29 protein-coding genes and 1 tRNA gene are annotated in these 23,264 nt (G+C 60.6%); 4 read left to right on the forward strand and 26 right to left on the reverse strand.

The features are described from left to right. From ACR65N_RS17570 to ACR65N_RS17590, 5 genes are all read right to left on the reverse strand, one after another. Complete coding sequence (locus ACR65N_RS17570; protein ID WP_440458044.1) at positions 1–1,221, reverse strand: hypothetical protein; 1,221 nt, start codon at positions 1,219–1,221, stop codon at positions 1–3. Positions 1,222–1,335: 114 nt separating this feature from the next. Continuing rightward, a tRNA-OTHER gene (locus tag ACR65N_RS17575) sits at positions 1,336–1,413 on the reverse strand. Positions 1,414–1,421: 8 nt separating this feature from the next. After that, complete coding sequence (locus ACR65N_RS17580) at positions 1,422–1,655, reverse strand: hypothetical protein (RefSeq protein WP_440458045.1); 234 nt, start codon at positions 1,653–1,655, stop codon at positions 1,422–1,424. Next, positions 1,652–1,900, reverse strand: a complete 249-nt coding sequence (locus ACR65N_RS17585) for a hypothetical protein (protein ID WP_440458046.1) — start codon at positions 1,898–1,900, stop codon at positions 1,652–1,654. Before ACR65N_RS17585 ends, ACR65N_RS17580 begins: the two co-directional genes overlap by 4 nt. Next, positions 1,897–2,298, reverse strand: a complete 402-nt coding sequence (locus tag ACR65N_RS17590; RefSeq protein WP_440458047.1) for a hypothetical protein — start codon at positions 2,296–2,298, stop codon at positions 1,897–1,899. The genes ACR65N_RS17585 and ACR65N_RS17590 overlap by 4 nt, the downstream gene beginning before the upstream one ends. Positions 2,299–2,421: 123 nt before the next feature. On the opposite strand from ACR65N_RS17590, the gene ACR65N_RS17595 reads away from it, so the two are divergent. Then, positions 2,422–2,658 (forward strand): helix-turn-helix domain-containing protein, encoded by a 237-nt coding sequence (locus tag ACR65N_RS17595; protein WP_440458048.1) that lies wholly within the window; start codon positions 2,422–2,424, stop codon positions 2,656–2,658. A gap of 28 nt (positions 2,659–2,686) precedes the next feature. Here ACR65N_RS17595 and ACR65N_RS17600 read toward each other — a convergent pair whose 3' ends face one another. From ACR65N_RS17600 to ACR65N_RS17650, 11 genes are all read right to left on the reverse strand, one after another. Next, positions 2,687–3,016: a hypothetical protein gene (locus ACR65N_RS17600; RefSeq protein ID WP_440458049.1), complete on the reverse strand. Its 330-nt coding sequence runs from the start codon at positions 3,014–3,016 to the stop codon at positions 2,687–2,689. A 2-nt stretch (positions 3,017–3,018) separates the two neighbouring features. Next, positions 3,019–3,312 (reverse strand): hypothetical protein, encoded by a 294-nt coding sequence (locus ACR65N_RS17605; protein WP_440458050.1) that lies wholly within the window; start codon positions 3,310–3,312, stop codon positions 3,019–3,021. After that, complete coding sequence (locus ACR65N_RS17610) at positions 3,309–5,096, reverse strand: phage terminase large subunit family protein (protein ID WP_440458051.1); 1,788 nt, start codon at positions 5,094–5,096, stop codon at positions 3,309–3,311. The genes ACR65N_RS17605 and ACR65N_RS17610 overlap by 4 nt, the downstream gene beginning before the upstream one ends. Further along, positions 5,038–5,529, reverse strand: a complete 492-nt coding sequence (locus ACR65N_RS17615) for a hypothetical protein (protein WP_440458052.1) — start codon at positions 5,527–5,529, stop codon at positions 5,038–5,040. Before ACR65N_RS17615 ends, ACR65N_RS17610 begins: the two co-directional genes overlap by 59 nt. A 159-nt stretch (positions 5,530–5,688) precedes the next feature. Next, on the reverse strand, positions 5,689–6,057 hold the full coding sequence (locus ACR65N_RS17620) for a hypothetical protein (protein WP_440458053.1): 369 nt from the start codon (positions 6,055–6,057) through the stop codon (positions 5,689–5,691). Then, entirely contained in the window at positions 6,050–6,376 is a 327-nt protein-coding gene (locus tag ACR65N_RS17625; protein ID WP_440458054.1) for a DUF2190 family protein, read from the reverse strand. The genes ACR65N_RS17620 and ACR65N_RS17625 overlap by 8 nt, the downstream gene beginning before the upstream one ends. A gap of 3 nt (positions 6,377–6,379) precedes the next feature. After that, on the reverse strand, positions 6,380–6,601 hold the full coding sequence (locus ACR65N_RS17630; protein WP_440458055.1) for a phage head-tail joining protein: 222 nt from the start codon (positions 6,599–6,601) through the stop codon (positions 6,380–6,382). Beyond that, complete coding sequence (locus ACR65N_RS17635) at positions 6,601–8,436, reverse strand: prohead protease/major capsid protein fusion protein (RefSeq protein ID WP_440458056.1); 1,836 nt, start codon at positions 8,434–8,436, stop codon at positions 6,601–6,603. The genes ACR65N_RS17630 and ACR65N_RS17635 overlap by 1 nt, the downstream gene beginning before the upstream one ends. Before the next feature lie 16 nt (positions 8,437–8,452). Further along, entirely contained in the window at positions 8,453–9,829 is a 1,377-nt protein-coding gene (locus ACR65N_RS17640; RefSeq protein WP_440458057.1) for a phage portal protein, read from the reverse strand. Continuing rightward, positions 9,826–10,230, reverse strand: a complete 405-nt coding sequence (locus ACR65N_RS17645) for a hypothetical protein (protein ID WP_440458058.1) — start codon at positions 10,228–10,230, stop codon at positions 9,826–9,828. The genes ACR65N_RS17640 and ACR65N_RS17645 overlap by 4 nt, the downstream gene beginning before the upstream one ends. A 291-nt stretch (positions 10,231–10,521) precedes the next feature. Next, the gene (locus ACR65N_RS17650; RefSeq protein ID WP_440458059.1) at positions 10,522–11,886 is read right to left on the reverse strand and encodes a hypothetical protein; all 1,365 of its coding nucleotides are present in this window, start codon (positions 11,884–11,886) and stop codon (positions 10,522–10,524) included. A gap of 230 nt (positions 11,887–12,116) precedes the next feature. Here ACR65N_RS17650 and ACR65N_RS17655 point away from each other — a divergent pair, with 230 nt between their 5' ends. Then, entirely contained in the window at positions 12,117–12,314 is a 198-nt protein-coding gene (locus ACR65N_RS17655; protein WP_440458060.1) for a hypothetical protein, read from the forward strand. On the opposite strand, the gene ACR65N_RS17660 is transcribed toward ACR65N_RS17655, so the two are convergent. The 9 genes from ACR65N_RS17660 to rutA form a co-directional block, all read right to left on the reverse strand. After that, positions 12,295–12,666: a hypothetical protein gene (locus ACR65N_RS17660; RefSeq protein WP_440458061.1), complete on the reverse strand. Its 372-nt coding sequence runs from the start codon at positions 12,664–12,666 to the stop codon at positions 12,295–12,297. The genes ACR65N_RS17655 and ACR65N_RS17660 overlap by 20 nt on opposite strands. 131 nt (positions 12,667–12,797) lie before the next feature. After that, the gene (locus ACR65N_RS17665) at positions 12,798–14,672 is read right to left on the reverse strand and encodes an AAA family ATPase (protein ID WP_440458062.1); all 1,875 of its coding nucleotides are present in this window, start codon (positions 14,670–14,672) and stop codon (positions 12,798–12,800) included. Further along, on the reverse strand, positions 14,647–14,916 hold the full coding sequence (locus tag ACR65N_RS17670; RefSeq protein ID WP_440458063.1) for a hypothetical protein: 270 nt from the start codon (positions 14,914–14,916) through the stop codon (positions 14,647–14,649). The genes ACR65N_RS17665 and ACR65N_RS17670 overlap by 26 nt, the downstream gene beginning before the upstream one ends. Positions 14,917–14,919: 3 nt before the next feature. Further along, a complete protein-coding gene (locus ACR65N_RS17675; RefSeq protein ID WP_440458064.1) occupies positions 14,920–15,324 on the reverse strand; it encodes a hypothetical protein in 405 nt (134 codons plus the stop codon). Between the two features lie 492 nt (positions 15,325–15,816). Continuing rightward, positions 15,817–16,323: a flavin reductase gene (locus tag ACR65N_RS17680; protein ID WP_440458065.1), complete on the reverse strand. Its 507-nt coding sequence runs from the start codon at positions 16,321–16,323 to the stop codon at positions 15,817–15,819. Between the two features lie 84 nt (positions 16,324–16,407). Beyond that, a complete protein-coding gene (gene rutD, locus ACR65N_RS17685) occupies positions 16,408–17,193 on the reverse strand; it encodes a pyrimidine utilization protein D (protein WP_440458132.1) in 786 nt (261 codons plus the stop codon). 159 nt (positions 17,194–17,352) lie between these two features. Next, entirely contained in the window at positions 17,353–17,742 is a 390-nt protein-coding gene (gene rutC / locus ACR65N_RS17690; protein ID WP_430306075.1) for a pyrimidine utilization protein C, read from the reverse strand. A 25-nt stretch (positions 17,743–17,767) separates the two neighbouring features. Next, a complete protein-coding gene (gene rutB / locus ACR65N_RS17695) occupies positions 17,768–18,526 on the reverse strand; it encodes a pyrimidine utilization protein B (protein ID WP_440458066.1) in 759 nt (252 codons plus the stop codon). Continuing rightward, positions 18,523–19,614 carry a pyrimidine utilization protein A gene (gene rutA / locus ACR65N_RS17700; RefSeq protein WP_440458133.1) on the reverse strand — a complete coding sequence of 364 codons (1,092 nt, stop codon included), beginning with the start codon at positions 19,612–19,614 and terminating at the stop codon, positions 18,523–18,525. Before rutA ends, rutB begins: the two co-directional genes overlap by 4 nt. A gap of 275 nt (positions 19,615–19,889) precedes the next feature. Between rutA and hemN the strand changes: the two genes are divergently transcribed. After that, complete coding sequence (hemN, locus tag ACR65N_RS17705; protein WP_440458067.1) at positions 19,890–21,236, forward strand: oxygen-independent coproporphyrinogen III oxidase; 1,347 nt, start codon at positions 19,890–19,892, stop codon at positions 21,234–21,236. Between the two features lie 27 nt (positions 21,237–21,263). Here hemN and cysQ read toward each other — a convergent pair whose 3' ends face one another. Then, positions 21,264–22,040: a 3'(2'),5'-bisphosphate nucleotidase CysQ gene (gene cysQ, locus ACR65N_RS17710; RefSeq protein WP_440458068.1), complete on the reverse strand. Its 777-nt coding sequence runs from the start codon at positions 22,038–22,040 to the stop codon at positions 21,264–21,266. Between the two features lie 169 nt (positions 22,041–22,209). Between cysQ and ACR65N_RS17715 the strand changes: the two genes are divergently transcribed. After that, on the forward strand, positions 22,210–23,250 hold the full coding sequence (locus tag ACR65N_RS17715) for a proline racemase family protein (RefSeq protein ID WP_440458069.1): 1,041 nt from the start codon (positions 22,210–22,212) through the stop codon (positions 23,248–23,250). Positions 23,251–23,264: the final 14 nt, after the last annotated feature.

Consider the following 23,264-nt stretch of genomic DNA (forward strand, 5'->3'; position numbering starts at 1 on the left):
TCAATGCATCAAGCCAGACGACGGCGCGGTGGCCGAACGCATCATCTGTGCAACAACCTGCCGCTGGCGGATATCTCGCTGCTCGGCCGCACGCTTCTCCGCTGCCTTGGCCCGCCGCTTTTCTTGCGCAGCTTCAGCCTTCTGGCGCTTGTAGCGCTCGTGGAGTCGGTGCAGTTCGAGCACGGCCTTATCGTTGAAGACGTCCTGAAGCTCTTTCTGGCCGGCCCGTTCCGCCCATGTCGGTGTGTCCACGTCGTTCTCTTCGGTCCAGCCGCTGTCGTCTGGATACTGGTAATGCTCGTTCTCGCGGAAGATGTCCGGCCCATGGTAGAAGTCGCGGTTTTCCTTCATCACCTGCGGCGTCTGCTGGATCCAGATGCCGACGCAGATCGTAGCCAGTTCGGCCATGTCCGGGACCATCGTCAGGATATGGGCTGACAGCCGGCGAGCAGCATCGCGATCCTCTTCCGATCGCTGTTCATCCCATTTCCGGTTCGGAGGATTGTCCATGGCTGTGAGGCCCAGGACGAGAGCGGTAGCGATTTCAGTCTTCGATAATTCAGTCATGTTTTCTCCTTCTTCAGAATCATTTGCGTTTTGCACAATAGACAAAAGAGATCGTCTGTCAATCTCTTTTACATTTTGCGCATTTGAGATTTGTGGTAGTGGCTGATCAGCATCAGCATCAGCATCAGCATCGAGGACCACATGGCCACGCCGAAACAGCTTGTCGCGAAAGTCGCGGAAATCACCGGAGTTCCGGAAGGGACCGTTATCCAGCATGACCGCAACCTGTCTGTTGCCGAACTGCGCACGACAGGCGGGCGAGGGCTGGCCGTTGCCAAGGTCACGTTCGATGACGCCGCCAACCTTCTGATTGCCGTCGCCGGTAGCCGGAACGTCAAGGACAGCGCAAAGACCGTTCGCGAGTATCGAGAGCTGGGTTCCTCCCACGCGCTCGACTTCGGCGACGTAAAGCGAGGCCATACCTTCGGCGATGCCCTTGCCGCCCTCATGGAAGCGGCTCCGAAAGAACGAGACCTGTTCGCCGGTTCCGAAGGTGGAACGATTGAGGTTTCGATTTTCGGACCGAACCCGGCCGCCAGGATCGAGTGGCAGCTTCCGAACAGCCAGGGTAGGGTCGACTACCGATCCAAAAGCAAACGTACGTTCGCCGATCTGCAGTTCGTATCGAAGTTCAGCCAAGTCACAATCGGACATGTCGGCGATTTGCTTTCAGAATAGTGTTTTACGGATGCGCTCTCGCCGGAATACCGTGCGAGGGCGGCCCTGCTTGTGTTAGCGCAGGTGGTGGTGGCCGCCCTCCGGTGTAGGTGGCGCCCATGACACGATTCGAACGTGCATGATCCAGTTACGGCTCACGGGGTAGAAGACCCGCGCCGGTACATGGGCGAAAGAGTTTAGGAGGCGTCTTCGATTTCGCCTTCAAGCTCGCGGATCGTCACCATGATTTGATAGACCTGATGATGAAGCTGATCGAAATTGAGTTCTTCCACGACAGTCGGATGCGAGAGCGCTTCCCGCTTCTTCATGGCATCGAGGTTGCGACCGACCATGCTGGAAAGCGTGCAGCAGACTTCGCTGCGCATCTTGAGGTCATGGACGATCTGGCCGAGAAGTTCTTCGGTGATCATTGCTTTCCTCCCGGCCGGCGCTCGAGTTGCCATTCATTAACGAGGACGTCGATTCGCTCATGAAGTCCGTCTAGCCGTTCGGCAATCATTTCTGCGGCAGACTGAATCCCCGGCAGTGCCCTGTTATCCATCTGATCAACAGATTGTGCTGCGATGGCCATGAGGTTCGCGACCTTCATTACTTCGCGCACTTCCATGCCGACACACTCGAGACCTAAGAACCCATCATGAAACACCGGCTTCATGACCTCGCCCTCAACTTAGGGAGATGGAAGTCAAGCACGGTCTCTCCCACGTCGACGCCATGAATGTGAACGAGGGCGCGAGCCGAACCGGAAATCAACTTGTCGATTTCGCCGATTACTCCGTCGATCTCGATTCCGCGGTGAGCATAATCGTATACCCGGTCCAACAGGTATGTGGCATATCCCATCCGCATGAGCACATTCTCAATGTCGCGAGGCTCAACTCTGCTAGCGGCCTCGCCGATCGCGTCGAGTGTGGCGTAGTGGATATCCCGTTCCACTTCGCGAAACTGGCGGTCAGTCTCACGGGCGCCCGCTGCATTCACCTTGAAGAGCGGATAAAGGTCCAGGCTTGCTGCCGCCTTCATTCGTAACTCATTAACCTTGTGCTGCATCATTTCCGGTCACCTCGTTGCAGGCTAGCGATTTTCGATATACTTAGCGATAAACGATGTTTTTCGCCAAAGCAAGCGAAAATCGCTAGCCCTATCTATTTTTGTGCAACGTGGTATTTCATTGATATGTTGACACCCTCACAGTGCCGCGCGGCCAGAGCGCTATTAGACTGGTCACAACAGCAGCTTGCCGATCATTCAAAAATCGGCAACGCAACAATTCGGAACTTCGAAAGTGGGAAATCAGCGCCGCAGCACGCTACGCTAGATGTTCTGCGAAGATGCTTTGAGTCCGCTGGTATCATCTTCATCGATCAGAACGGCAACGGGCATGGCGTGCGGTTCCGGGATCGGCAGGAGTGAGCCTGTGTTGTTGTAGCAACGCGCCGCCCTAGATCCCCGCCATCCGAAGCGATTCATTTTCCGCGCCGAGCACGCGGAGCAAGCCGGCATCTGGTTCTTCGTCTACCAGGGCGTCATACGCTTCAAAGGCGAGTCGCCGGAACTCCATATACATCTCGTCATCACGAATGCGCACAGCGGCTTTATCGAACTTGCCGAGCGGTGGCATGGCCATAACGTGACCATCGCCCTGGCGGACGATTGCGCAGCTGGAAAGCTGGACCGGTCCGACGCGGGCAGTGAAAATCGCCTTCGTCACGGTCCGCTCTTCGTCATCAGGTCTGCCTGTCAGAGCCATGCTCTTGATTTCGATGTCCATGCTCAGTGCCTCGCGAACCAATAAGGCACGACCATCTTTTCGCCGGAAGCTTCCTCCTCCATGTCCCGCAGGTTCGATAGCATGAAGCCGGTGAAGTCCATTGCGGCATCATGGGCGGTCATATCCTTCGGGATGCGATCCTTCGCCCACATGGCATCGAGCATCAGCCCAGAGACGCCGGTGGCGGAGAAGACGTGCCGGTATTTCACGTTCGTCTCCGGATCGGTCGCCAGGTTGATGCCGTTCGCCAGAATGACCGTCTGGACGATGTAGAGAAATTCCTGTTGCTTGTTCATCCTGCAATCCTTTCCATGAATGAAGGTCCGCTTCGCTGTTTCTTCGCGGGAGCGGGGTTTGCCAGTTCGGGGTTGCGAAGCTGTTCCTCGCGCGAGTCCCAATTGATGTTGATGATATTCCGAACTGCGAAAGCGTAAACCGTACAGTCGAGACCTTCCGCATCGCGGCCGGGGATGCGCTCGAAGCGCCTTTGCGGCTGGCCACGAGAATAGCGGACGATGGCGCGTTCTGCTGTCAGCTGCTCATACCAGACGGCAGGCAGTTCATCGGAAAAGCGGATCGAATTGCCGCGCGTCAGCCTGCCGGCGAGATGGCTCTTGATGCCGTCGATACCAACAATCCAGAGCGTGCCGCCCTTGATCTTCTGACTGCTCCGCTCGATCGGTGGACGCTTCCCGCCGACGCCCTTGATCGCCACAACCTTCCGATTGAAGCGAGGAAAGGCGAACTTGTAGACGAACTCCATGGTCTCGCCGTCGCCGGAATCGATGGCCGTGCCGTCAATTCCGAGTGAGCCGCCGAACGGATGCGGGAACCGAAGCTTCAGCATCTCGTCGAGCTCCCGCCAGGTCTGTTCGTCGGACGGCTGGCCCCAGATCACGCGATGGCCAAGCACATAAGCATTGCCCGCTCGGTCCCATCCGATGAATGTCACCTCGAGTCGGTCCTTCCGCTGTACGTCGACGCCGGCTGTGATTGCCAGGACATCGGCCGGAAGCAGGTCCATGCCGAACCGCTCGGAGCGCTTCGCCAGTTCCTCGTCGTCGATCTCTTCGCCGGTTCCGCGCCAGCCTTCGCCGAGCACGGTATTGACGAAAACCTGAAGATCCTCGGCGATGTCTTTGGCCGCGACGAACTCGGTCGCCAGTTGGCCCCATGACGCATTCGTAAGCGGCGACACGAGCGCATTCACCTTGAAGCCGGCATGTCCTTCGACTTCAGGTGCCGTCGCGCGCCAGCGGCCGTTCTCGACCATCGCCGTTTTCTTGGATTCTTCGACGACCGATCCGCAGCAGGGCGCGCACCAATATGCCTTCAAGGGTTCGCCAGGCGGCCACTGGATATCCTTCCAGACGATCTCGCGGAACTCTTCACACTCGGGGCAACACACTTCAAAAATGCGCTTGTCGGACTTCGCATAGGACTTGATGACGTTGCTGGTCTCTTCATAAACCGGCGTCGAACCCATGATGATTTTGCGGTCCGGGAACGATGTCGTGCGCTTCTCGGCGAGGACGATAGGGCTGCCCTGCGCACCGTTCGTCATCTCGTCGACTTCATCGAGAATCAGGATGCGGGTGTTATGGGCGCGAAGATTGCGAGGTGCCTTCGAAGCGACGACCTTCAGGCTGCCGCCGGCGAACCGGCGTGAAAGCATCGTGCTCCGCTTGCCCTCTTTCTGATCAGCAGAGATCGAACCGGCCAGGGCGGGGGATGCAGCGAAGATCGGCTCAAGGTCCGACACGACAAAACGCTTGGCATCATCTTCGGTCGGCAGGACCGCGAGAATAGGAGCCGGGTCGTTGACGACGTGGTTCGCAACGGCTGCCGTGAGCAGGGTCGTGTAGCCAATACGCGCAGATTTCAGGACCGTGACACGGGTCAGAAGCGGATCGCTGATCGCGTCGGCAATACCGCGCTGGAATGGATAAAGTCGTATCTTGCCGGGGAGAGCCGCCACGTCGTCGGGCAACTCCATCTCCTGCTCGATAAAGTCGGAAAGTTTAAGTCTTGGCGGCGGTCTTAGACTCGACAGCGCCTTCGCCATCATGGTCTGAACCATCGGCCAGTGCCTCCAGGGCATCGCGAATTTCGCGGTCTATGATTGCTGCTTGTGCGGCATCGATCGTGCCGATGCGCTGGCGAACCCGGCTCGTCACTGCGAGCATGCCGGAACGGACCTTGCGCAGAATGTCTTGCCAGCCGCGCAGGACATCCTCGCGTGCAACAAGGTCGCCACGGGTTTGCGCGTTCTTCAGTTCCTGGCCGTCAGCCTGCTCCCGCGCAAGTCGGGCGCGTTCCTGATTGAGGTCTAGGATCTGCTTCTCGCCGCCACGACCGGCAGCAACTTCGCGCAGATGAGCCGTGTACAGCTGGACGGTCTCGCGCAGGGCGTATTGGCCGCGCCCGATTTTCTTGGCCTGGCCTCTGATGGCGAGATCGGAAATCGTCCGATCAGACACGCCGAGCCAGTCGCCGACCACCTTGGCGGTCACGATATTTTCCATGCTATGCGCTCTCCGAATAGGGTAGAACCCCCTTATGCAAAATTGCAGGGGCTGGTATTCCGGGATGCCGCGTCCCCGCAGGCGGCCGGAGTGGCGGAGTACCTTGGCAGGGTCAGGGCCGGCCCCTCGACCGACCCTTACCGATGGTCACGCCTGGTTGAGGACGAGCACGAGGATGCCGCTGAAGCGGTCGTTTACGGTTTTCACCTCCCACCAGGGCTGGCCGGGAAGGTCGAGACCGCGGATCCGGTCGCCGCCGCGAAAGACTCGATCCGGGTACGCCGCACGCTCGATGACAAGGGCGCCTTCCGAAGCGGACAGCGTCGTCATCATGCCGTTGCCGAGACTGATGGTGCCGGCAGCAGCGGGCGTGTGCAGTACGCCTCTGATCTCGGCAGCCGGACGAGCGGGGTCAGCAACCCCGCTCTTCATCGGACTGTGCCTGACCAGCTCGTCGTAAGCGCCCAAGACCATCCGGTCGTTGATCGCTTCAAGAGCTTTCCAGTTGTTAGCCATTCAGCACGACGCGACCAATCGCCGAAGGGTTGGCGGCAGCAAGGGCAGCCTTGGCCACGAGCGTGTTGCTGGACGATGCGGTCGTGAAGACCTTGCCGGCGTCGTCCCAATAGATGTCCGCACCCTGCGTCCACGCCTGCCCGGATGTCTTGGCGTGTTCGAAGACGCCTCGGCGCGTGATCTCGACTTCCTCGCCGGACTTCGCATCAATCTGCGCAATGCCGAAGAGCTTGCCGACCAAGACGCCGGCTCCGGAAAGCACGTCGTAAGGGGCGATGACGGTGAGGGTTTCGCCAGTCTGGATGAAGTTCTTAGCCATAGGTCAGTAGCCTTTCGATAGGGTGAGGCGGATGGAGGAAGTGCGCGTCCCGGAGAGGCGCGCGATCTCCGCATCGATCGCCGCAAGGGCCGATGCCATTTCCGCGTCGGATTTGTATTCGGTTGTTCTTTCCGTGCCGCCGCTGCGGAACGTCGTCCGTAGCGCGCCGGTGTTACGGGCAGCGACCAGCGCTGCCCTCTGTTCCTGAAGTTCCGCGACCGTCATTATGCGCCGGGGTTCTTCATGAAGGACCGGAAGTCCACGAAGCTGGCGCCGAAGTCCAGGCGGGCCTTGACGGAAACGCCGTCAACTTCCCATCCGGATTTCGTCTCGACCTGCACACCTTCCTCGCCCTGAAGATACGCATATTCCAGGCCATCGCACGATGCCGGATCGGCAGCCAGATACCAGGCGGTCGCATCGGTGAAGCGCGGTTCCACAACGATATCCAGCTGGCGCATCGAGTCTGTCGCGGCCTTGTTGGAGCTGTCCGGGTAGAAGGTAGTGCGCAGCTCCTGCTCGGCGGTCGTTTCCAGCGTGGCCGGAACGATGAGGAACTTCGGCTCAACCGCGATCAGTTCACCGGAGATGCCCACCTGCTGACGCATCTTCGCGCGAGCAACACCAAGCGCGCTCACTGCAAAAGCTGCGGCCGTGAGCAGGTTGTTGTGATCGGCGTGGAACATGTTCTTGCCGTCGCCCATCTTCGGACCGCCGCCGGCGTTCGACAGGAACAGGTCAACGAGAAGCTGCGCTTCCGTCGCGGCTGCCGCCTGGCCCATGCGGCGAGACAGGTCCATGAAGGCATTGAGATCGTCATTCACCAGCGCCTGACGGGAGATGTTGAAAATCTTGCCGTAGGTTGCGAGGCGATAAGACTGCTTCTCTTCCTTGAACGTGCCGCTCTTGAACTCGCCGGATTCGTTCACCTTCTCCAGGCGAGGCGCTTCCGAAAGCTGGAGCTTGTGCTTTTCCTTGAAGTCGGTGGCGGTCGTCTGGCGGCCGACGCGCTTCAGGCCGGAAGGGGCGGCCGTGTATGCCTGTCGGAGAGAACGGCCGACACTATCGCCGAGTAGCAGGGGGAAGTCGGAAGTGGTATGCAGCGCACGGTCTACGATCTGCGCCGGGGAAAGACCAGCAAGCGAAACGCCTGCACGGGTCAGCGCAGCGCGTGCGTGATCTACCGTGCCAAGGCCGACGAACTGGCGGGCGGGATCGCTCACCTGATGGCCGGGGGTAGCGCGAGCATAAAGAGCCTCGCCCATGGCGCGGACACGGGCTTCCGGGTTGTCCATGGTCGTGTCGTTGTGCGGGGCGCGGATGGTGGCGGCAGCAGCACCGCGAGCACGCATCGCTTCGAAAGCGGCAGCGCGGGCCTGATCGACAGTCACTTCGGCATCGATCTGCTCGTCAGCCCAAGCACGGTCAAGGCCAGCGGTGTCGGCGATGGCGCGGATCTGGGTATTACGTTCTGCAACGGGCATGGGATTTCCTTCGGTAGGATTGTGCTCTTGTTCAGAGCGGGTAGTGGCGGCAGGATCGGCCGGGACACTGACAATTGAGAGTTCGAGGGGCATCCATCGGATGACGTTGACTGTCGCAACGCCGCCAGGTGACGGTTCGGTGCGGGTTTGCTCGATTGGCCGGAAGCTCACGGACGCCGGGAGAACGTGACCGTCCTCCAGGTCATCGAAGAGCGCCTGACCGCCTTCGTTTCGGCTGATCTTGGCCGTCACGATAGCCTTGCCGCCTTCGAAGCGGAGAGAGCCGGGAACGATGCCGCCAAGTCGGGATGCAAGACCGCTATATCGGTCGTGGCTGTCCAAGAGGGCGAGGCTGTCCAGTCGGGCAGTGTCGATGGCGGCCGGCGAGATTGTCAGAATCTCGTCGTAGGTGCCTTCCCAGGTGCGGACCCGAACAGGCGTATCGGTGGCGAGCACCACGTCGACCGTTCTTGCTTCCGCATTGAAGCTGGTCAGGCTTCCCGCAGCGCGATTACGGGTGTCGTCGCGCGCACGGGATTGTTCACCGGCCAAGGGCTCGGCGTTCAATTTCGGCATGTATGTCTCCTGAAATTTAGGCCGCTTCCACGACCTCGGGAGGGGTGTTGCTGTTCGCGGGAACATTGAACTTGAGCCCCAGTCGGGAGGCCCGTTCGTTGTCGGCCGCGATCTCGGCGTCCAGCGCCTCGATGTCGATACCGCGAGAAGTTACAGCCTCTCGACGGCTCATGATGCCGCCGCTGATCGCGGCAAGCTCGGCTTGGCTGTCCTTGAGAGGATCAATCCAGGCAGTTTTCGGTGCGATCCATTTCGCGGCTGCGGCTTCCTGCTCATTGGCAGTGAGCCGGCCTGAAAGGACTTCTGTTGCGGACCATCTGACCCATAGCGGGCGAAGGAACTGAAACACGATCATGCCGTACTGCAGCTGCTCGACACGCCGGCGGAATTCGATGAGGCCGCCTCGCTGCGATCCATAGTTCGCCTGGCTCAAGTCCTGGCTGACTTGCCATGCGGGCAGTCCGATGCCCGCGGCGATCTCGCGCTCAATGATCTTCGCGAACTCGATTGCATCCATGCCGACAGTCGGCGGATCGGAGAAGGTTATGCCGTCCGAACCGAGAGGCGCGACCTTGATCGTGCCGGGTTCGAGCGCATCGCCAAGCGCCTCGCCTTCCCATCCGTCGGCGTTGTCGCCGGGTGTCACGATGCCCACGAGCATCGCGGCAGCCGCCTGCTTCGTCAGCTGCGCATCGATCCAAGCATCCAGATGAGCGATGCGGGAGAGGATTGGCGCGAACCACGTAATACCGCGCACCTGGCCGGGGGTGTCGACCCGGAACATGTGGAGCATGTCGGCAGCGATGACGCGATCGGTCGTGTATTGCAGGGCAGTGCCGGCAATCTCCTTCCGAACGTGATAGGCAACGCGAACGCCGCTCCTATTGAATTCGATGCCCGACACGATGCGGCCGCCATCGGAAAGCTCGCGCGTCAATGCGCTGTCAACCTGTTCCGGATCCAGAAGGCGGACCTTCAGCTCCTTCCCTTCGTTGATCAGCATGGCGAAGCATTCGCCGTCGATGACGGTACGCTTTGCCATGAGCGCGGTCAGGGCATACAGGTCGCCCAGGCCGTCGGCATCTGCCCGGTCCGTCCATGCTTCCCAGGCCAGGTTAAGCCTGCCGCGAATACGGATGGAGCGATGAGACGACTGCGGCTTGATGCCGGTCCCCACGAGCGCGCTCACCCATGCGTCAACAGCAGCGGCCGCAACAGCATTATTGCTGGCGATGTATCGGGCACGCGCCGCAAGTTCGAAGCGGCTGGCAAGCTGCGCCTTTGGCTGGGAAGGCATCCGGCCGAAAGACCGTCCGCGCCGACCAGCCGATGCACCGTCAAATGAACGAGACGATCCGGACAGCCAGGCTTTAGCCCTTTTCAGAATGTTCATGCCGCCTCCAGATGATCAGCGGCGCACCGCTCCAAGACTTGCTGATAGAGCTCGGGCGCTTGGACACAGACATGCGCGATGCGATCTCCCGATAGCTGGTAGAAATTGCCGGCCGTGCCACGGCGAGCGAAATCGAATGCTGCCCTGATCTGCGGCGCGCTGATCGGCATGCCGAGCCGGTACATCGCGGCGAGGATGGCAAAGCCGAACATCTCGCGGGGAGAGAACAGCCACCTGGCTCGCTTCTGGCCGCATGGGATATCCATCGCTTTCGCGAGGCGATGCCAAGCATAAATCGTGTCTTCCGGAGCCGCCGCGAACGCTGCTAGCTCTATGATGGTGAATGTCGGATCGTCGTACCAAGGTGGAAATGCCGCAAGCAGCGGCCGGTCTCGCGACATGTCTCTTTCCTTTCTTCTTGCCGAATTCGGAATTGAGGAAGGGCACAAAAAAACCGCTCGGATGAGCGGTCGGTGGATCGGGATCGTTCCCGATATGGGCTTGCGCAGATCAATGTCGGCGACAAGCAATCTGGCCCGGCGTCGCAGCCGAAGCGCGCCAGCCGGGAGACCAGCGGGAAGGAGGGCCCGCCGATGCATAAAAGAAAAAGGAAAAGGCCCACCGAAGCGGGCCGAAGGTGGAGCTGGGGAAGCTCTATATATAAGGGGTTCGAAAACGCATCGAAGTGGTACTCATGCAGCGATTTTTTCCGAAATTCTTTTGAGCGCGCCTTCCACGACCTTGCGCCCCATCCGGTGCGCCGCCGATTCCGCATATCCCCGTCGCACTCCAATCGTCCGAAATGATGCGTCGGACAGGATGTCTTCGATTACGTCCAGGTCTTCGCGGAACAGGCCAGCCGCTTCGAGTTTCGCGGCTCTGTCCATTTCCGCCAGCTCATCCGGCATAGGCGCACTGGTCTTTCCGTCGCCAACGCCTGTCAGGTCAGCGATGCCAGCCAGTCGTCCGTATTCGTGAGCAACGCCATCGGGCAGCACCGTCACGGCGGGCATCGTCTTGGTATTGGCCCTGGCCTCTGCAAGAATGTTATCATTGGCCACAGCACGGGCCGTCCGTGGCGGTGGAGCAAGCGAGCGTGGCGCGTCCGACGACTGGGACGATAGATAGACACCGGCGGCATTCAGCTTCGTATAGGCGGCGTTCTGTGCCGGCTGCGCTGCGACGTGCTTAGCAGTCTCGGATTTTTCATCGACCTCGGCGTCCGCGACCTTCGGGTTGTATGAGGGCCGGCGCTTCCGGCCCTTGTCGTCGCCGTATTCAATCAACTCGCCCTTCATGAAGGTCAGGCCCGTGAGCTTCCGCTTCCCGACGGCCTTCCCGATGCGATGCCAGCTTTCCTTTACATTGCGGTCCCCGGTATCAACCCCTGCCTGATAAGCCCGCAGCAGCATGGGCACAGAAGGAAGGATGCTGCTTTGATTGTGAACCCGCTCGAGTCCTGTGCCGGGATTTCCTTCATCATCTTCCGGCGAGGGGGTATTATCATTCGCCGCGATGACCGGCGTGCGCATCAGTTCAGCCACCTGCCGCAGGGTGACGACCAGTGGCGACTTGTCTTTCACGAGCGCGCGCTCGATGCGGTTGCCTTCCGTGCCGTAGTCGATTTCATCTCCGGCCGCATCGCGCTCCGCAAGCCATTCTGGCGACGGTCCGTCATTGGCCGCGAAGATTGTCCGCGTCGGTTTAACATATAGCGGCGCGCGCCTGCGGGCGTTCTCCGATACGTCCGCGCCCAATGCCGAAAGCCAACTCCACCGGCGCGATGTCACGATGGATTCTGGAAACAGGCATTCCCGACCATCAATCCAGAATTCGGGAAGTTCGGGTTTTTCCCAATGGGATGCGACCGACGGATTGATAAGGCGGCATGTCGACCAGTCGCCCGGCACGTCTGGCCAGGTGACTTTGCGTCCACGAGATGAATAGGCTTCGAAGGAAGGTCCACGTTCACCACCTGAGCCCCAGGCAGCGAGGGTTGCGGCAGACGTGTAGAAACGATGGCCAAGCGGCAGCGCCGCTTTCCGGTCAAAGGTCATATAAAGATATCCCCAGTCAGATGATGCGGTGCCGTTTCCCGGTCTTCCCGCTGGTGCCGAATCGGCAGGCTTAAGGCGCACGAATGCGAACGCGCACCTGTATATGATTTTACATCGAATGTCAAGAAAAATCTGTTGACACGAAGATGAAAGTGTGCATGTGCGATTGATATGCGGTCGCGTTGCGCTCGACATGCTGACGTGCAAGAATTTTGAATCGGAGGAACTCAATGTCAGATATCATTCGTGAAGCTTCGTTCGCTGAGGGCTTTGAGGTGGGCTATCGATCAATAAAAGGCACATCTGTCGGACTGCCTGGCATCCCCGGCCAACCTGGCACTCTCGGAAATAGCACGCCTTTCTTGATGGGAGTGCGGAAAGGCATCGAGCGCGCCTTAAGCAAAAAGATCAACGAACTGAAGGAGTGAAGTTCTGGACCTGTAATGGTTGCGCTTCATGCGGCTTTAGCTGACTGCCGGCAAGTTGGGCAGCGGTCCAGGCTCCATCGAATTCTCTGACGTTCTTCTGCTGGCGGCAGCACTCCCATATATAGATCGGGAGTTCGTCGCTCCGCTTTGGCTTGCCATATGTGCGCTCAAACTCTTGCACCGCCGCGCGCATGGTTGCCTCATATTTCACTGCCCGCTCTCGATGCCAGACGCTAGGCGGATCAGCATCTGTCCCGGCGTATTTGTAATGGTCGAGGGCGTCATAGTATTTGCCGATTGCGATGCAGACCAGCTCATTGCGGCCGCGCTTCTCAGGGGTTTTCTTTTTCACGTCTCAATTCTCTTTTTCAAGCACATCAGACGGAACAAGCGGAACACCCTAAAGGGTGTGTTCCGTCTGTTCCGCCAAATGTTGGTGCTCATGCTAAAACGGAACAGCGGAACAAGGCGGAACATGTTCCCCTATGTTCCGCTTGAAACCCAGTACATCCCGTCATTGTGAAACACGGTTCCGGCTTCGATAAGATGCTTGCGAACACGCTGGAAGCGGACCTTCAACGCGCTTGTCTTATCGCCGGGATAGGCTGCATAGAAGCTGGCTCGCCAGCTATCTTCAGCAACGTGCTCGCCAGTGTCGCCACATAGGTCCGCGAGCACGTCAAAGGCCTTTGTGTTGTGCTTCGACATACTCGCAACGAGATGCTCGCCTGCGGTCTTTCCATCGGCTGGTATAACGACAGGTGCCATTGTTGGCTCGCCGTCTTCGTCAACACCGACTTGCACGCCCTCCATACGGAAATGCGTGATCACGCCCTCGTCGCCGTCATTGGTGCCATCGCATTCGAGCACGTAAGCGCCGGCTTCTTTCTTGACCATGAAAGAGGCATCAACAGCGCCGTCCAGATCGATAGCACCCTTGCCTCGGTCGCCTGCCCATCCAGTGTGATGGATCACCTTGAGATGGGAGCCGGTGACAGCCTCACGCAGTGTGTCGCACGCCTGAATGAATTTGGTCATATCCTTGCTGGCATTCTGGTCTCCAGGACCGAAAGCGCGTGTGAGCGTATCGATGATGATCCACACGCACGGCTGGCCGCAATCGAGCTCAGCCTGCTTTATGATCGCCGCAAGTTCCTCGGCGTCCTTCACGCTGCTGGTCAGATCGATCCGCCCGCCGAGAACAACAAGCGGAATGCGCCCGACACCGTGTCGCTTTCTGAAAGCAAGCATTCGACGTTTCGTCAGGTCTTTGCGCTCGGCAGCGATATAGACGACAAGGCCCTGTTTAACTCGCCGACCGTGCCATTCCATGCCGGCCGCAACATGGCAGGCCATGTCCGTTACGATAACGCTCTTGCCTGTCCCCGGCTTGCCCGAAAGCATCGTGAACTCGTTGACGCCGAGAACGCCTTTGATGAAGGTTTCCTTCGGAAGTGAGTCCTCGATGTCGCCAAACCAGTCGATGGTGAATCGCTGGTTCTGGTTCGCAGCAATCGGTTTTGCCGCACGCGCTACGGCTTGCAACTGCTCCACGGTGTTGCCGGCGTCCAGCCAGTCGCTCACATCGCCCTTGTCGGGCAAGTCCGGCAGTTCAACGCGGCGCACCGTTGCGAAGCCCTGCATCAATCCGATGATCTTCTCGGCCTTGCTGTTGCCGGCCGCGTCATTGTCGGGAATGACGTAGAGGGTTCGTCCTTTGAGCGGCGACAGGTCTTCAGGCCAACTGCCATTCGGGGCGGTGGTGGCGAGCAAGCCGAGATCGGCCAGGCGGTCGCAATCCTTCTCGCCCTCGACGATATAGATCGGGTCCGACGAGCGCGCAGCGATATCTGGCCAGCGGTAAATAATCGGGTCCAGCCTTCCGAAGAACCAACCGGAATTCCCATCTGGTCGGCGCTGAAGGAACTGTTTCGGCTCTGTCGCGTGCTCGTACCGCAAGACCTGAAACAGCAACTCGCCATCGGCAGAGGCGTAGTCATAGGTCGCGACCAGCTTGAAGCCATCGCGGATCATGTGGCGGTCATGGAACTTCTTAGGCGCATCGTCCGTCTTGACGAGCTTCAGATGCGCAGTGGGGGCAGCTTGCTCTTTTCGATCTGGGGTCCATTCAGGAAGTCCCGCGGTTCGGCGCACATAGTCTCGTGCGACGTTCACTTCCTCACCGGCCCATGGGTAGACCACAAAGCCCTCCGGCGCAGACGGATCGATCAGGACGCTAAGAGACCTATCTCGTTTGCTGTGGCCCGGGGCCGGCGCTGAAATCCTGTTCCCTGTGGCTTTGCCGCCCAGGGCAGCGGCGATCGATTGCGGGTTAAGCTGCGCGGTATGCGTCGTCATCAAATCCTACCTCATGGGCCATCATATCGAGAAGTTCACGGCGCACGTCAGGCGCCAGGCTAATCATCTGCGCACCAGCCTGCGATTTCGGCCCGTAGACCAGAAGCCGTCCATCCGGCGCACGCACGAGCGAGCAATCGTAGATCAGCACGCCGGCCACGGGCTCGAATGCGAACCGGAGAAGCGTGCGGAAACCGCTCGGCGAGACCTCGTGTCTCGTCCTTTTGATATTCTTGACGTTCATGACTTAGGCTGCTTTCGAGATGGGAAAGTCGGCATGGCGCAATGCTCTGCGACGATTGCATTCGTCTCCGACCTGCAACATCTCCGTGGCTGTCCACCACGGTAGTGCGGCAGCCGCTTTCTCGGGAAACATCTCAACTGCGACGGCATCATACTCGGCACATTCGTCGATCCGGCTCTGGGCAGCTTCCAGTGTGGCGGCAAGGCGCTTCTTGCTGTAGCGCTTCCCGTGGGCTTTGAGCGCGTCTTCGAACGCGACACAAAAGGCACGGAAGTCGACCCAAGTCTTAGTGCAGACCTGCATCGGCCACTCGTATAGGTCGCCCCGCTGATCAAGCAGCCGGCTTTTCTCGATCCAGTAATAGTCGTTTCCGGTCAGCCCGGTTTCGTCCACGATCCACTGCGACATGAATCCTCCATAGCTAAAAGCCCGCCGACGATGCCGGCAGGCGTACTAAGATTTTGATGCAGCTGGTTACATTTCCGACCTGCAACGGGGTCGAAGGTTCGATATGCAGGGGGTGGACCAGTCCCCAAAAACCGTTTTGCGGATGGGGTGCTAACCTCTTGTTTTCTGGTATCGACAGAATAGACTGTTTTGCAGAAAAGCTGTTTTAGAGTGCCGAAACCGTACAGACTACGAATCTGGGGGTCAGGAGTTCGAATCTCTTCGGGTGCGCCACTCTCTTCTTCTTCTTCTTCATCTCAGACGATCTGATGCCGTTGTCACGGCGGATGGCAGGCCTGCGCCGGAGCGCGGCCGCGACGATGCGTCTGATCCGACGGGAAGCTTTTCCCGATATTTCACGCCAAAGCCAGCCGCTGCCGTGCACACCGACATGTGCCGACGGTTAGGCCACGGTGCGCCTTGGCTTACGTATTTTCTATTAAGTCGACCGCCTTAGACGGTCCGATAGCCGCGGTCGAAATAGATCAGCCCCTGGCCGCCGTCGCGTGTGTGGATCGCCTCCACTTCGCAAAACAGCACCTCATGGGTGCTGCCGTCGGCAATCGAGCTGATCCGGCAGTCGAACGAGGTCAGCGCTCCTTCCAGCCTGTAGCAGCCGGTGGCCGTTTCTTCCCACGCAGCGCCCGCGAATCGCTCCTCGACCGGCGTCTTGCCGCCGAACAGCCGGCTGAGCGGTTCGTGCTCGGCCGCCAACACGTTGACGCAGACCACGCCGTTGCGGGTAACCGGCAGATGCGCTGACGAACCACGGTTGAGGCAGACGAGCAGCGTCGGCGGGCTGTCGGAGACGCTGCAGACGGCGGTGGCGGCAAAGCCGGCCCTGCCGCCGGGTCCGTCGGTGGTGACGATGGTCACGGCCGCACCAAGACGCGACATGGCATTGCGGAACGCCTGGCGGTGGTCCTCGTCGGCGGACAGCGGGGCAGTGTTGGATGGCATGCATCGTCTCCGGATCGATCATTCTGATCAGTCTACACAATTCACCGAGAACGGATCAGGGAAAAGGTCGAAATTTTCGCTGGCCTAGCCGCCGACATCCTGCAGGAAGGCGAGCACCCGCTGGTTGAAGGCCTCGGGATGGACGATGTTGACCGCATGCGCGCCACTCTCCGAAAGCGACAGGGCCGCATTGGGAAGTCCGTCCGCCAGCCGCACCGAGCGCGTATAGGGCACGAGCAAGTCGTCCCGTGTCGCAACCACCAGCGTCGGCGCGTCGATTTCGGCGAGCCGGTCGTCGACATCGAAGGCGCGCAGCGCCGCGATCCTCCGCTTGACGTTGGTGGCGCCCTGGAAGTGAGACACGCCGTGAAGATCATCCTGCGCCATGCGCTCGGCATTGTCGCTCATCCACCAGGCCGGATAGAGGAATAGCGGCTGTGCCTTGATGAAGGCCCCGACGCCGGAATTGTCGAGGAGCGCCAGGCGCGTGTCGAAGCAGCGGCCGGAATGCGGATCGGCCTTGCTCCAGGCATTGACGAGAACCAGCCTGTCGATGAGTTGCGGCCGGCGCAACGCGATGTCGAGGCCGATCAGCCCACCCAATGCATGGCCGATGAAGTGGAAACGGCCGAGCTGCAGCGTCTCGACGATCTCCAGCACGTCGTCGGCCATGGCGGCAATGCCACTATCTTCCGGCACCTCGCCGCCGGTCCTGCCGCAGCCGCGATGGTCATAGGTGATGACCCGGAATTGGGAACCCAGGGATGCGATCTGTGGCGTCCAGTAGGCGCCCGAGCCGCCGAGGCCCGACGAGAGCAGGATGGTCGGCGCGTCAGATGAGGTGAGGCCGTGGATGTCGTAATGCATGATGTTTCCGGTTGCAGTTTGCCCTAACCCTCTCCCCGCAGACGGGGAGAGTGGATGGCTACCCCGGTGCCGGGGAAACCATCGGTGCGGGCGGTTGCGCGTTCAGTCCTTCTCCCGCGAGCGGGGAGAAGGTGCCGGCAGGCGGATGAGGGGCAGACGCCCCTACCTCTTGCCGATATGCGCGACCGTCGCGATCTCCACCAGCGCGTCCGGCTTGACGAGGCCGCACTGAACGCAGTAGCGCGCCGGTTTGTCGCCCGGGAAATATTCGGCATAGACCGCGTTCACGGCCTGGTAGTTTGCCCAGTCGGTGACGAAGATATGGTTCATGGTCACATCTTCCATCGTGCCGCCGGCGGTCTCGATCACCGACTTGATGACGTCCAGCACGTGACGCGTCTGGGCTCCGGCATCGCCGACATGCACGACGTCGTTGTTTTTGTCGAAGGGCAGGGTTCCCGACACATAGAGAATGCCGTCCGCGAGCGCCCCCGGCGAATAGGGAGCGATCGGCTTCTGCGTGCCTTCAGGCACGATGATGGTTTTTGGCATGCGTGAGCTCTCCTGTGGCTATGGCTTATTCGGCGGCATCGGACGCGATGTCGGCAGGTGCGGCCTGGCTGATCGCCCCGCGGAAATCATTGACGGTCGAGACCCAGCCGAAGAATTTCTCGACATTGTAGACGGTCGCCTGCTGGATGAAGTCAGGGCCTAGATGGTGAGTGGCATCCTCCAGCATCACGCCGAAATATTCGAGGTGGAAGGCATCGCGCAGCGAGCTTTCGACGCAGACATTGGTGGCAATGCCGACGAACACCAGATTGCGGATGCCGCGGGCGCGCAGCACGCTGTCCATGTTGGTGTTGAAGAAGCCCGAGTAACGGGTCTTCGGCACCAGGATGTCGCCCGGCTGCGGCTGCAGCGCATCGACGATCGCATAATCCCAGGTGCCCTTGGCCAGAAGCTGTCCCTGAAGCTCCGGCCGCGCCCGCATGGTCTTTAGCGCGTTCGACTTGTGCCAGTTGGGAGAGCCGGGGCCGCCGGCCTCCACATAGTCCTTGTCCCAGCCGTTCTGGAAGTAGACGACAAGCACACCGGCCGCCCGCGCCGCGTCGAGGGTCTTGCCGATATTGGCGATGGTGCCCTTGGCGCCGGAAATGTCGAAGCCGGCGAGATCCACATAGCCGCCTTCGGTGGAATAGGCATTCTGCATATCGACGACGACGACCGCCGTCTCGGAAGGCTTCAGGCTGATCGGCTCGGGACGCGCCGGCAGCGTCACGCTCTCTGAAAGTTCTGGCCGGGCCTGGTAGCCGGCAACCACAGGCGCGCTCATTCGGCTGCCTCCAGCATCGACGTGATGTGCTGGCGGCTCTTCATCCGCGGCTGCACATGCTTGCCGAACTTCTCGATGCCGTCGAGAAAGTCGTCGAAGGTCAGCATCACGCCGCCGGTGCCCGGAACTTCGCTCATCTCATCCAGCATTGCGGCCACCTCGCCATAGGAGCCGATCAGCGTGCCCATGTTGATGTTGACCGCCGATACCGGGTTGGCCATGTGCCGCACATTGGTATCGGCGCCGGACTTCGTGTCGACGGCGCTCTGCAGGCCGAGCCATTTGATGGCATCCTGGTCGGCACCGGCCTTGTAATGCTCCCACTTTGCGAAGGCCTCTTCGGTGGTTTCCTCGGCGATTATCATGGTCAGCACGAAGGAGCGCACCTCGCGGCCCGTCTTGGCGGTTGCCGCCATCAGTCGCTCGTTGGTTGGCGCAAAGGCTTTGGGCGTATTGACGCCGACGCCGAAGCAGAAGCTGTAGTCGGCGAAGGTGGCGGAGAAATCCATGCCGGCATTCGACGAGCCGGCGCAGATGAGCTTCACGTCGCCCTCCGGGATTGGCTTCATCCGGCAATCGTCCATCTGGAAATGCTTGCCCTTGAGGTCAGACTGGCCCGTCGTCAGCAGGTCCTTCAGCACCGTGGCGTATTCGCTGAGGTATTCGTAGCGGTCGGAAAAATAGTCGTCGCCGGGCCACAGGCCCATCTGGCTGTATTCCGGCCGCTGCCAGCCGGTGATCAGGTTGATGCCGAAGCGACCATCGGAGATGGAATCGATCGTCGTCGCCATGCGCGCAACGATTGCCGGCGGCATGATCAGCGTCGCGGCCGTGGCGAACAGCTTGATCTTCGAGGTCACCGCGGCCAGCCCGGCCATCAGCGTGAATGATTCAAGATTGTAGTCCCAGAACTCGGTCTTGCCGCCGAAGCCGCGCAGCTTGATCATCGAGAGTGCGAAGTCGAAGCCGTACCTCTCCGCCTTCAGGGTGATTTCCTTGTTCAGGGCGAAGCTCGGCTTGTACTGCGGTGCGTTTTCCGAAAGCAGCCAGCCATTGTTGCCGATCGGGATGAAGACGCCGATGTCCATGTTCATGCTCCCTCTGTACGGGCACCTGCCCTTGTTGTGACAGTTGAAACGCAATCGGCGTGCCAAGCTGCGCGGGCGGGCGGAATCAAGGGGTTAGTCGTTTCGGCGATAGAAAATTTATCGGATGGTCAATTTTTCAGCTGCGGAGATACGGGCGCATCGCCCTTGTGCCTCGGGTTTGGGCAGATCTCGGATGCCAGCGGAGGGCGGAATTGATCACGATCAAGGACGCTCGGATCTCGGGGTCCTAGGGCTTTTTCCGAAAGGAAGTCCCGATGTCCGACCTACTCAGCCGTTACGCCGCGCCTGTGCCGCGCTACACAAGCTACCCGACGGCGCCGCACTTCCATGCCGGTGTCGGCTCGGGGGAATACGCGCAGTGGCTGTCGCAAGAGACGGAACCGGAGCCACTCTCTCTCTATCTCCACATCCCTTTCTGCGACCGGCTCTGCTGGTACTGCGGCTGTCACACCAAGCAGACGCTGCGCTACGAACCGGTGGCAGCCTATGTCGATGCACTGCTGGATGAGATCGCGCTCACCGCAGCGCAGCTTCCTGGGCGAAAGTCCGTCGGTGCGATCCATTTCGGCGGCGGCTCCCCCACGATCCTTTCGGCATCGGATCTCTTCCGTCTGCGCCAGGCACTCGATCGCCATTTCGGTATCGAGCCGACGGCGGAAATCAGCGTCGAGATCGATCCCGGCTACGTGGATGAAGGCAAGCTCGCCGCCTGGCGCGACTTCGGCATGACGCGGGCAAGCGTCGGTGTCCAGGATTTCGATCCGGCGGTGCAGGTGGCGATCAACCGCCCGCAGAGTTTCGAGCAGACGCAGAAGGTGGTCGAACTGCTACGGAAATACGACGTCGGCGGCATCAATTTGGATGTCGTCTATGGCCTGCCGCACCAGACGACCGACAGCCTGCGGTGGACGCTTGATCTGGCGCTGGCGATGCGGCCCGACAGGTTCGCCATCTTCGGCTATGCGCATGTGCCGTGGATGAAGAAGCACCAGACGCTGATCAACGAGCGGGCGCTTGCCGGCGTCGAGGCCCGGTATGCCATGCTGCAGCAGATCGGTGCGCATTTGACGCAGGCGGGCTATCTGCCGGTCGGCATCGACCATTTCGCCAGGCCGGGGGACAGCCTGGCGAAGGCCCTGGAAGAGCGCGCGGTGCGCCGCAACTTCCAGGGCTACACAGCCGATCGAGCTGCCAGCCTCATCGGCTTCGGCGCCTCGGCGATCGGCAGGATCGGTGGCGGCTATGCGCAGAACATCCAGGCGACCGGAGCCTACATTCGCTGCGTCCGCGAGGGTCGTCTGCCGATTGCCAAGGGATTTGCGCTGACCGACGTCGATCGGGCGGTGGGCGATGCGATCGAGGCGCTGATGTGCAGCTACGGCTTTTCCCTCGAGACGCTGACGCAGCGATACGGCCGGGCGGCGGAGGGCGTGCGGGTCGATTCTGCCCGGATCCACCAACAGGATCGGGACGGCTTCATCCGCTTTGACGGCGACCGGTTCGAGATCCTGCCTGAAGGCCAGCCCTTCGTGCGGACCTTCGCCTCACGATTCGACCGCTATTTCGGTGAGGGCGCTGCACGCCATTCGGTCGCGGTCTGAAGACCTATCGCTTGCCCCAGGCAAAGCTTACCGCCTGCCCCAGGCAAAGAAGGCGGGATTGGCGAAATCAGCCATGCCGGGCTGGCCCCGCTTTCCATAGAGGAGCGGATGTCCGTCTTCCGTTTCCGTCATGCCGCCGGCGGCCCGCAGCACGGCATCGCCGGCTGCCGTATCCCACTCCATCGTTCGGCTATAGCGGGGATAGGCGTCGGCCACGCCCTCGGCCAGCAGGCCGAATTTCAGCGACGAACCGATGTGCCGGCAGCCGCCCGGCGCAAGCTTTTGAAGGAAGGCCGCCGTATGGGGATCCTGATGGGATCGGCTGGCAACCGCCACCGGAGGCTGAAGCGCGGTGCGCACGGTGATCGGCAGACGTTGCAGCACGGTCTGATGGTCATCGAGGATGAGCTTCGTGGCCCCATCCGGTCCGCCGCAATAGGCCACCTTCAGAACCGGCGCGTAGACGATGCCGGCCACTGGCACCCCGTTTTCGATGAGCGCGATGTTGACGGTAAACTCGCCGTTTCGGCTGATGAATTCGCGGGTGCCGTCCAGCGGATCGATGAGCAGGAACCGGCCGCCGGAGGTGTCGGTCTCGATGCCGGCTGCAACCTGCTCCTCGGCAATCACCGGGATGCCCGGCAGCTTCGTCGAGACGATGCGCAGTATCGCTGCCTCCGCCTCCACGTCGGCCTCTGTGACAGGCGTCAGGTCGGCCTTCGTCTCGACAGGACAGCCGCGCGCATAGATTTCCAGGATGATCCGGCCGGCGGCGAGCGCCGCTTCTTCGAAAATCGCGAGCATCACTCGTTCCTCGTAAGCTTTCGTGATGCGGCAGGCGCCGGGAAAATGCAAACGCTTAAGGTTCTCCTGGCGAGATTTCGCTCCGAATAGGAAAAAGGCCGATTCCCTTCGATGCTGCTGCGCAATAAGGTCCACAAATCACGGCGGAATGACGAAAGGTGCAAGTGGCATGAGATGGAAACGGACGATGCAGTTGCTGGACGTCCATGCCGAGGGCGAGATCGGCAAGGTGGCAATCGGTGGCGTGCCGAAGATCCCGGGCGCTACGACTGCCGACAAGCTCGCCTGGCTGAACAGCGATCCGAAGGGCCAGGAACTGCGCCGTTTCCTCTGCCTCGAGCCGCGCGGAAATCCCATCGGTTCGGTCAATCTTCTAGTGCCGCCAAGCCATCCTGACGCGGATGCCGCCTTCATCATCCTGCAGCCGGACCAGGCGCATGCAAGCTCGGGGTCGAATTCGATCTGCGTCACGACGGCTTTGCTCGAATCCGGCATGGTCGAAATGCACGAGCCGGAAACCATCGTTACGCTGGAAACAGCAGCCGGGTTGGTGAAGGCGAAGGCGACCTGCCGCGACGGACGATGCGAGCGCGTCGAACTCACCATGGTGCCGTCCTTCGTTCACGAACTCGATGTGCAGCTCGACACGCGCTGGGGCAGGATCACGCTCGATCTCGCCTATGGCGGTGTCTTCTATGCGCTCGTCGATGTCGGCCAGATCGGCCTGACGATCGAAAAGCACAATGCTGCTGCACTGGTGGCGGCCGGCATGGAACTGAAGGCGGCCGTCAATGCGGCGTTCCCTGTTGTCCATCCGGAGATCCCGGCGGTATCGGGCGTCGCCTATGTGATGTTCCGCGATCGCGATCCGGATGGCGCCGTGCGCACCTGCACCACCATGTGGCCGGGCCGCGCCGACCGTTCACCCTGCGGCACCGGCAACTCCGCCAATCTCGCCACGCTTCATGCGCGCGGACGCGTAAAGACCGGCGACGTCTTCACGTCCCGGTCGATCATCGGTTCGGAATTTCAGGTGGGTCTTGCGGCGGTGACGGAGATCGCCGGCCGGCCGGCGGTCATCCCGACCATCAGCGGCCGGGGCTTCACCTTCGGGCAGCAGACGGTGGCGCTCGATCCATTCGATCCGCTGGCTGGCGGTTTCGCCATGACCGACGTCTGGGGCCCGTCCGCTGGCGACATTCCCGGCTGAGGGAGCCTGCTGCG

The organism is Rhizobium sp. SAFR-030 (assembly GCF_059415005.1).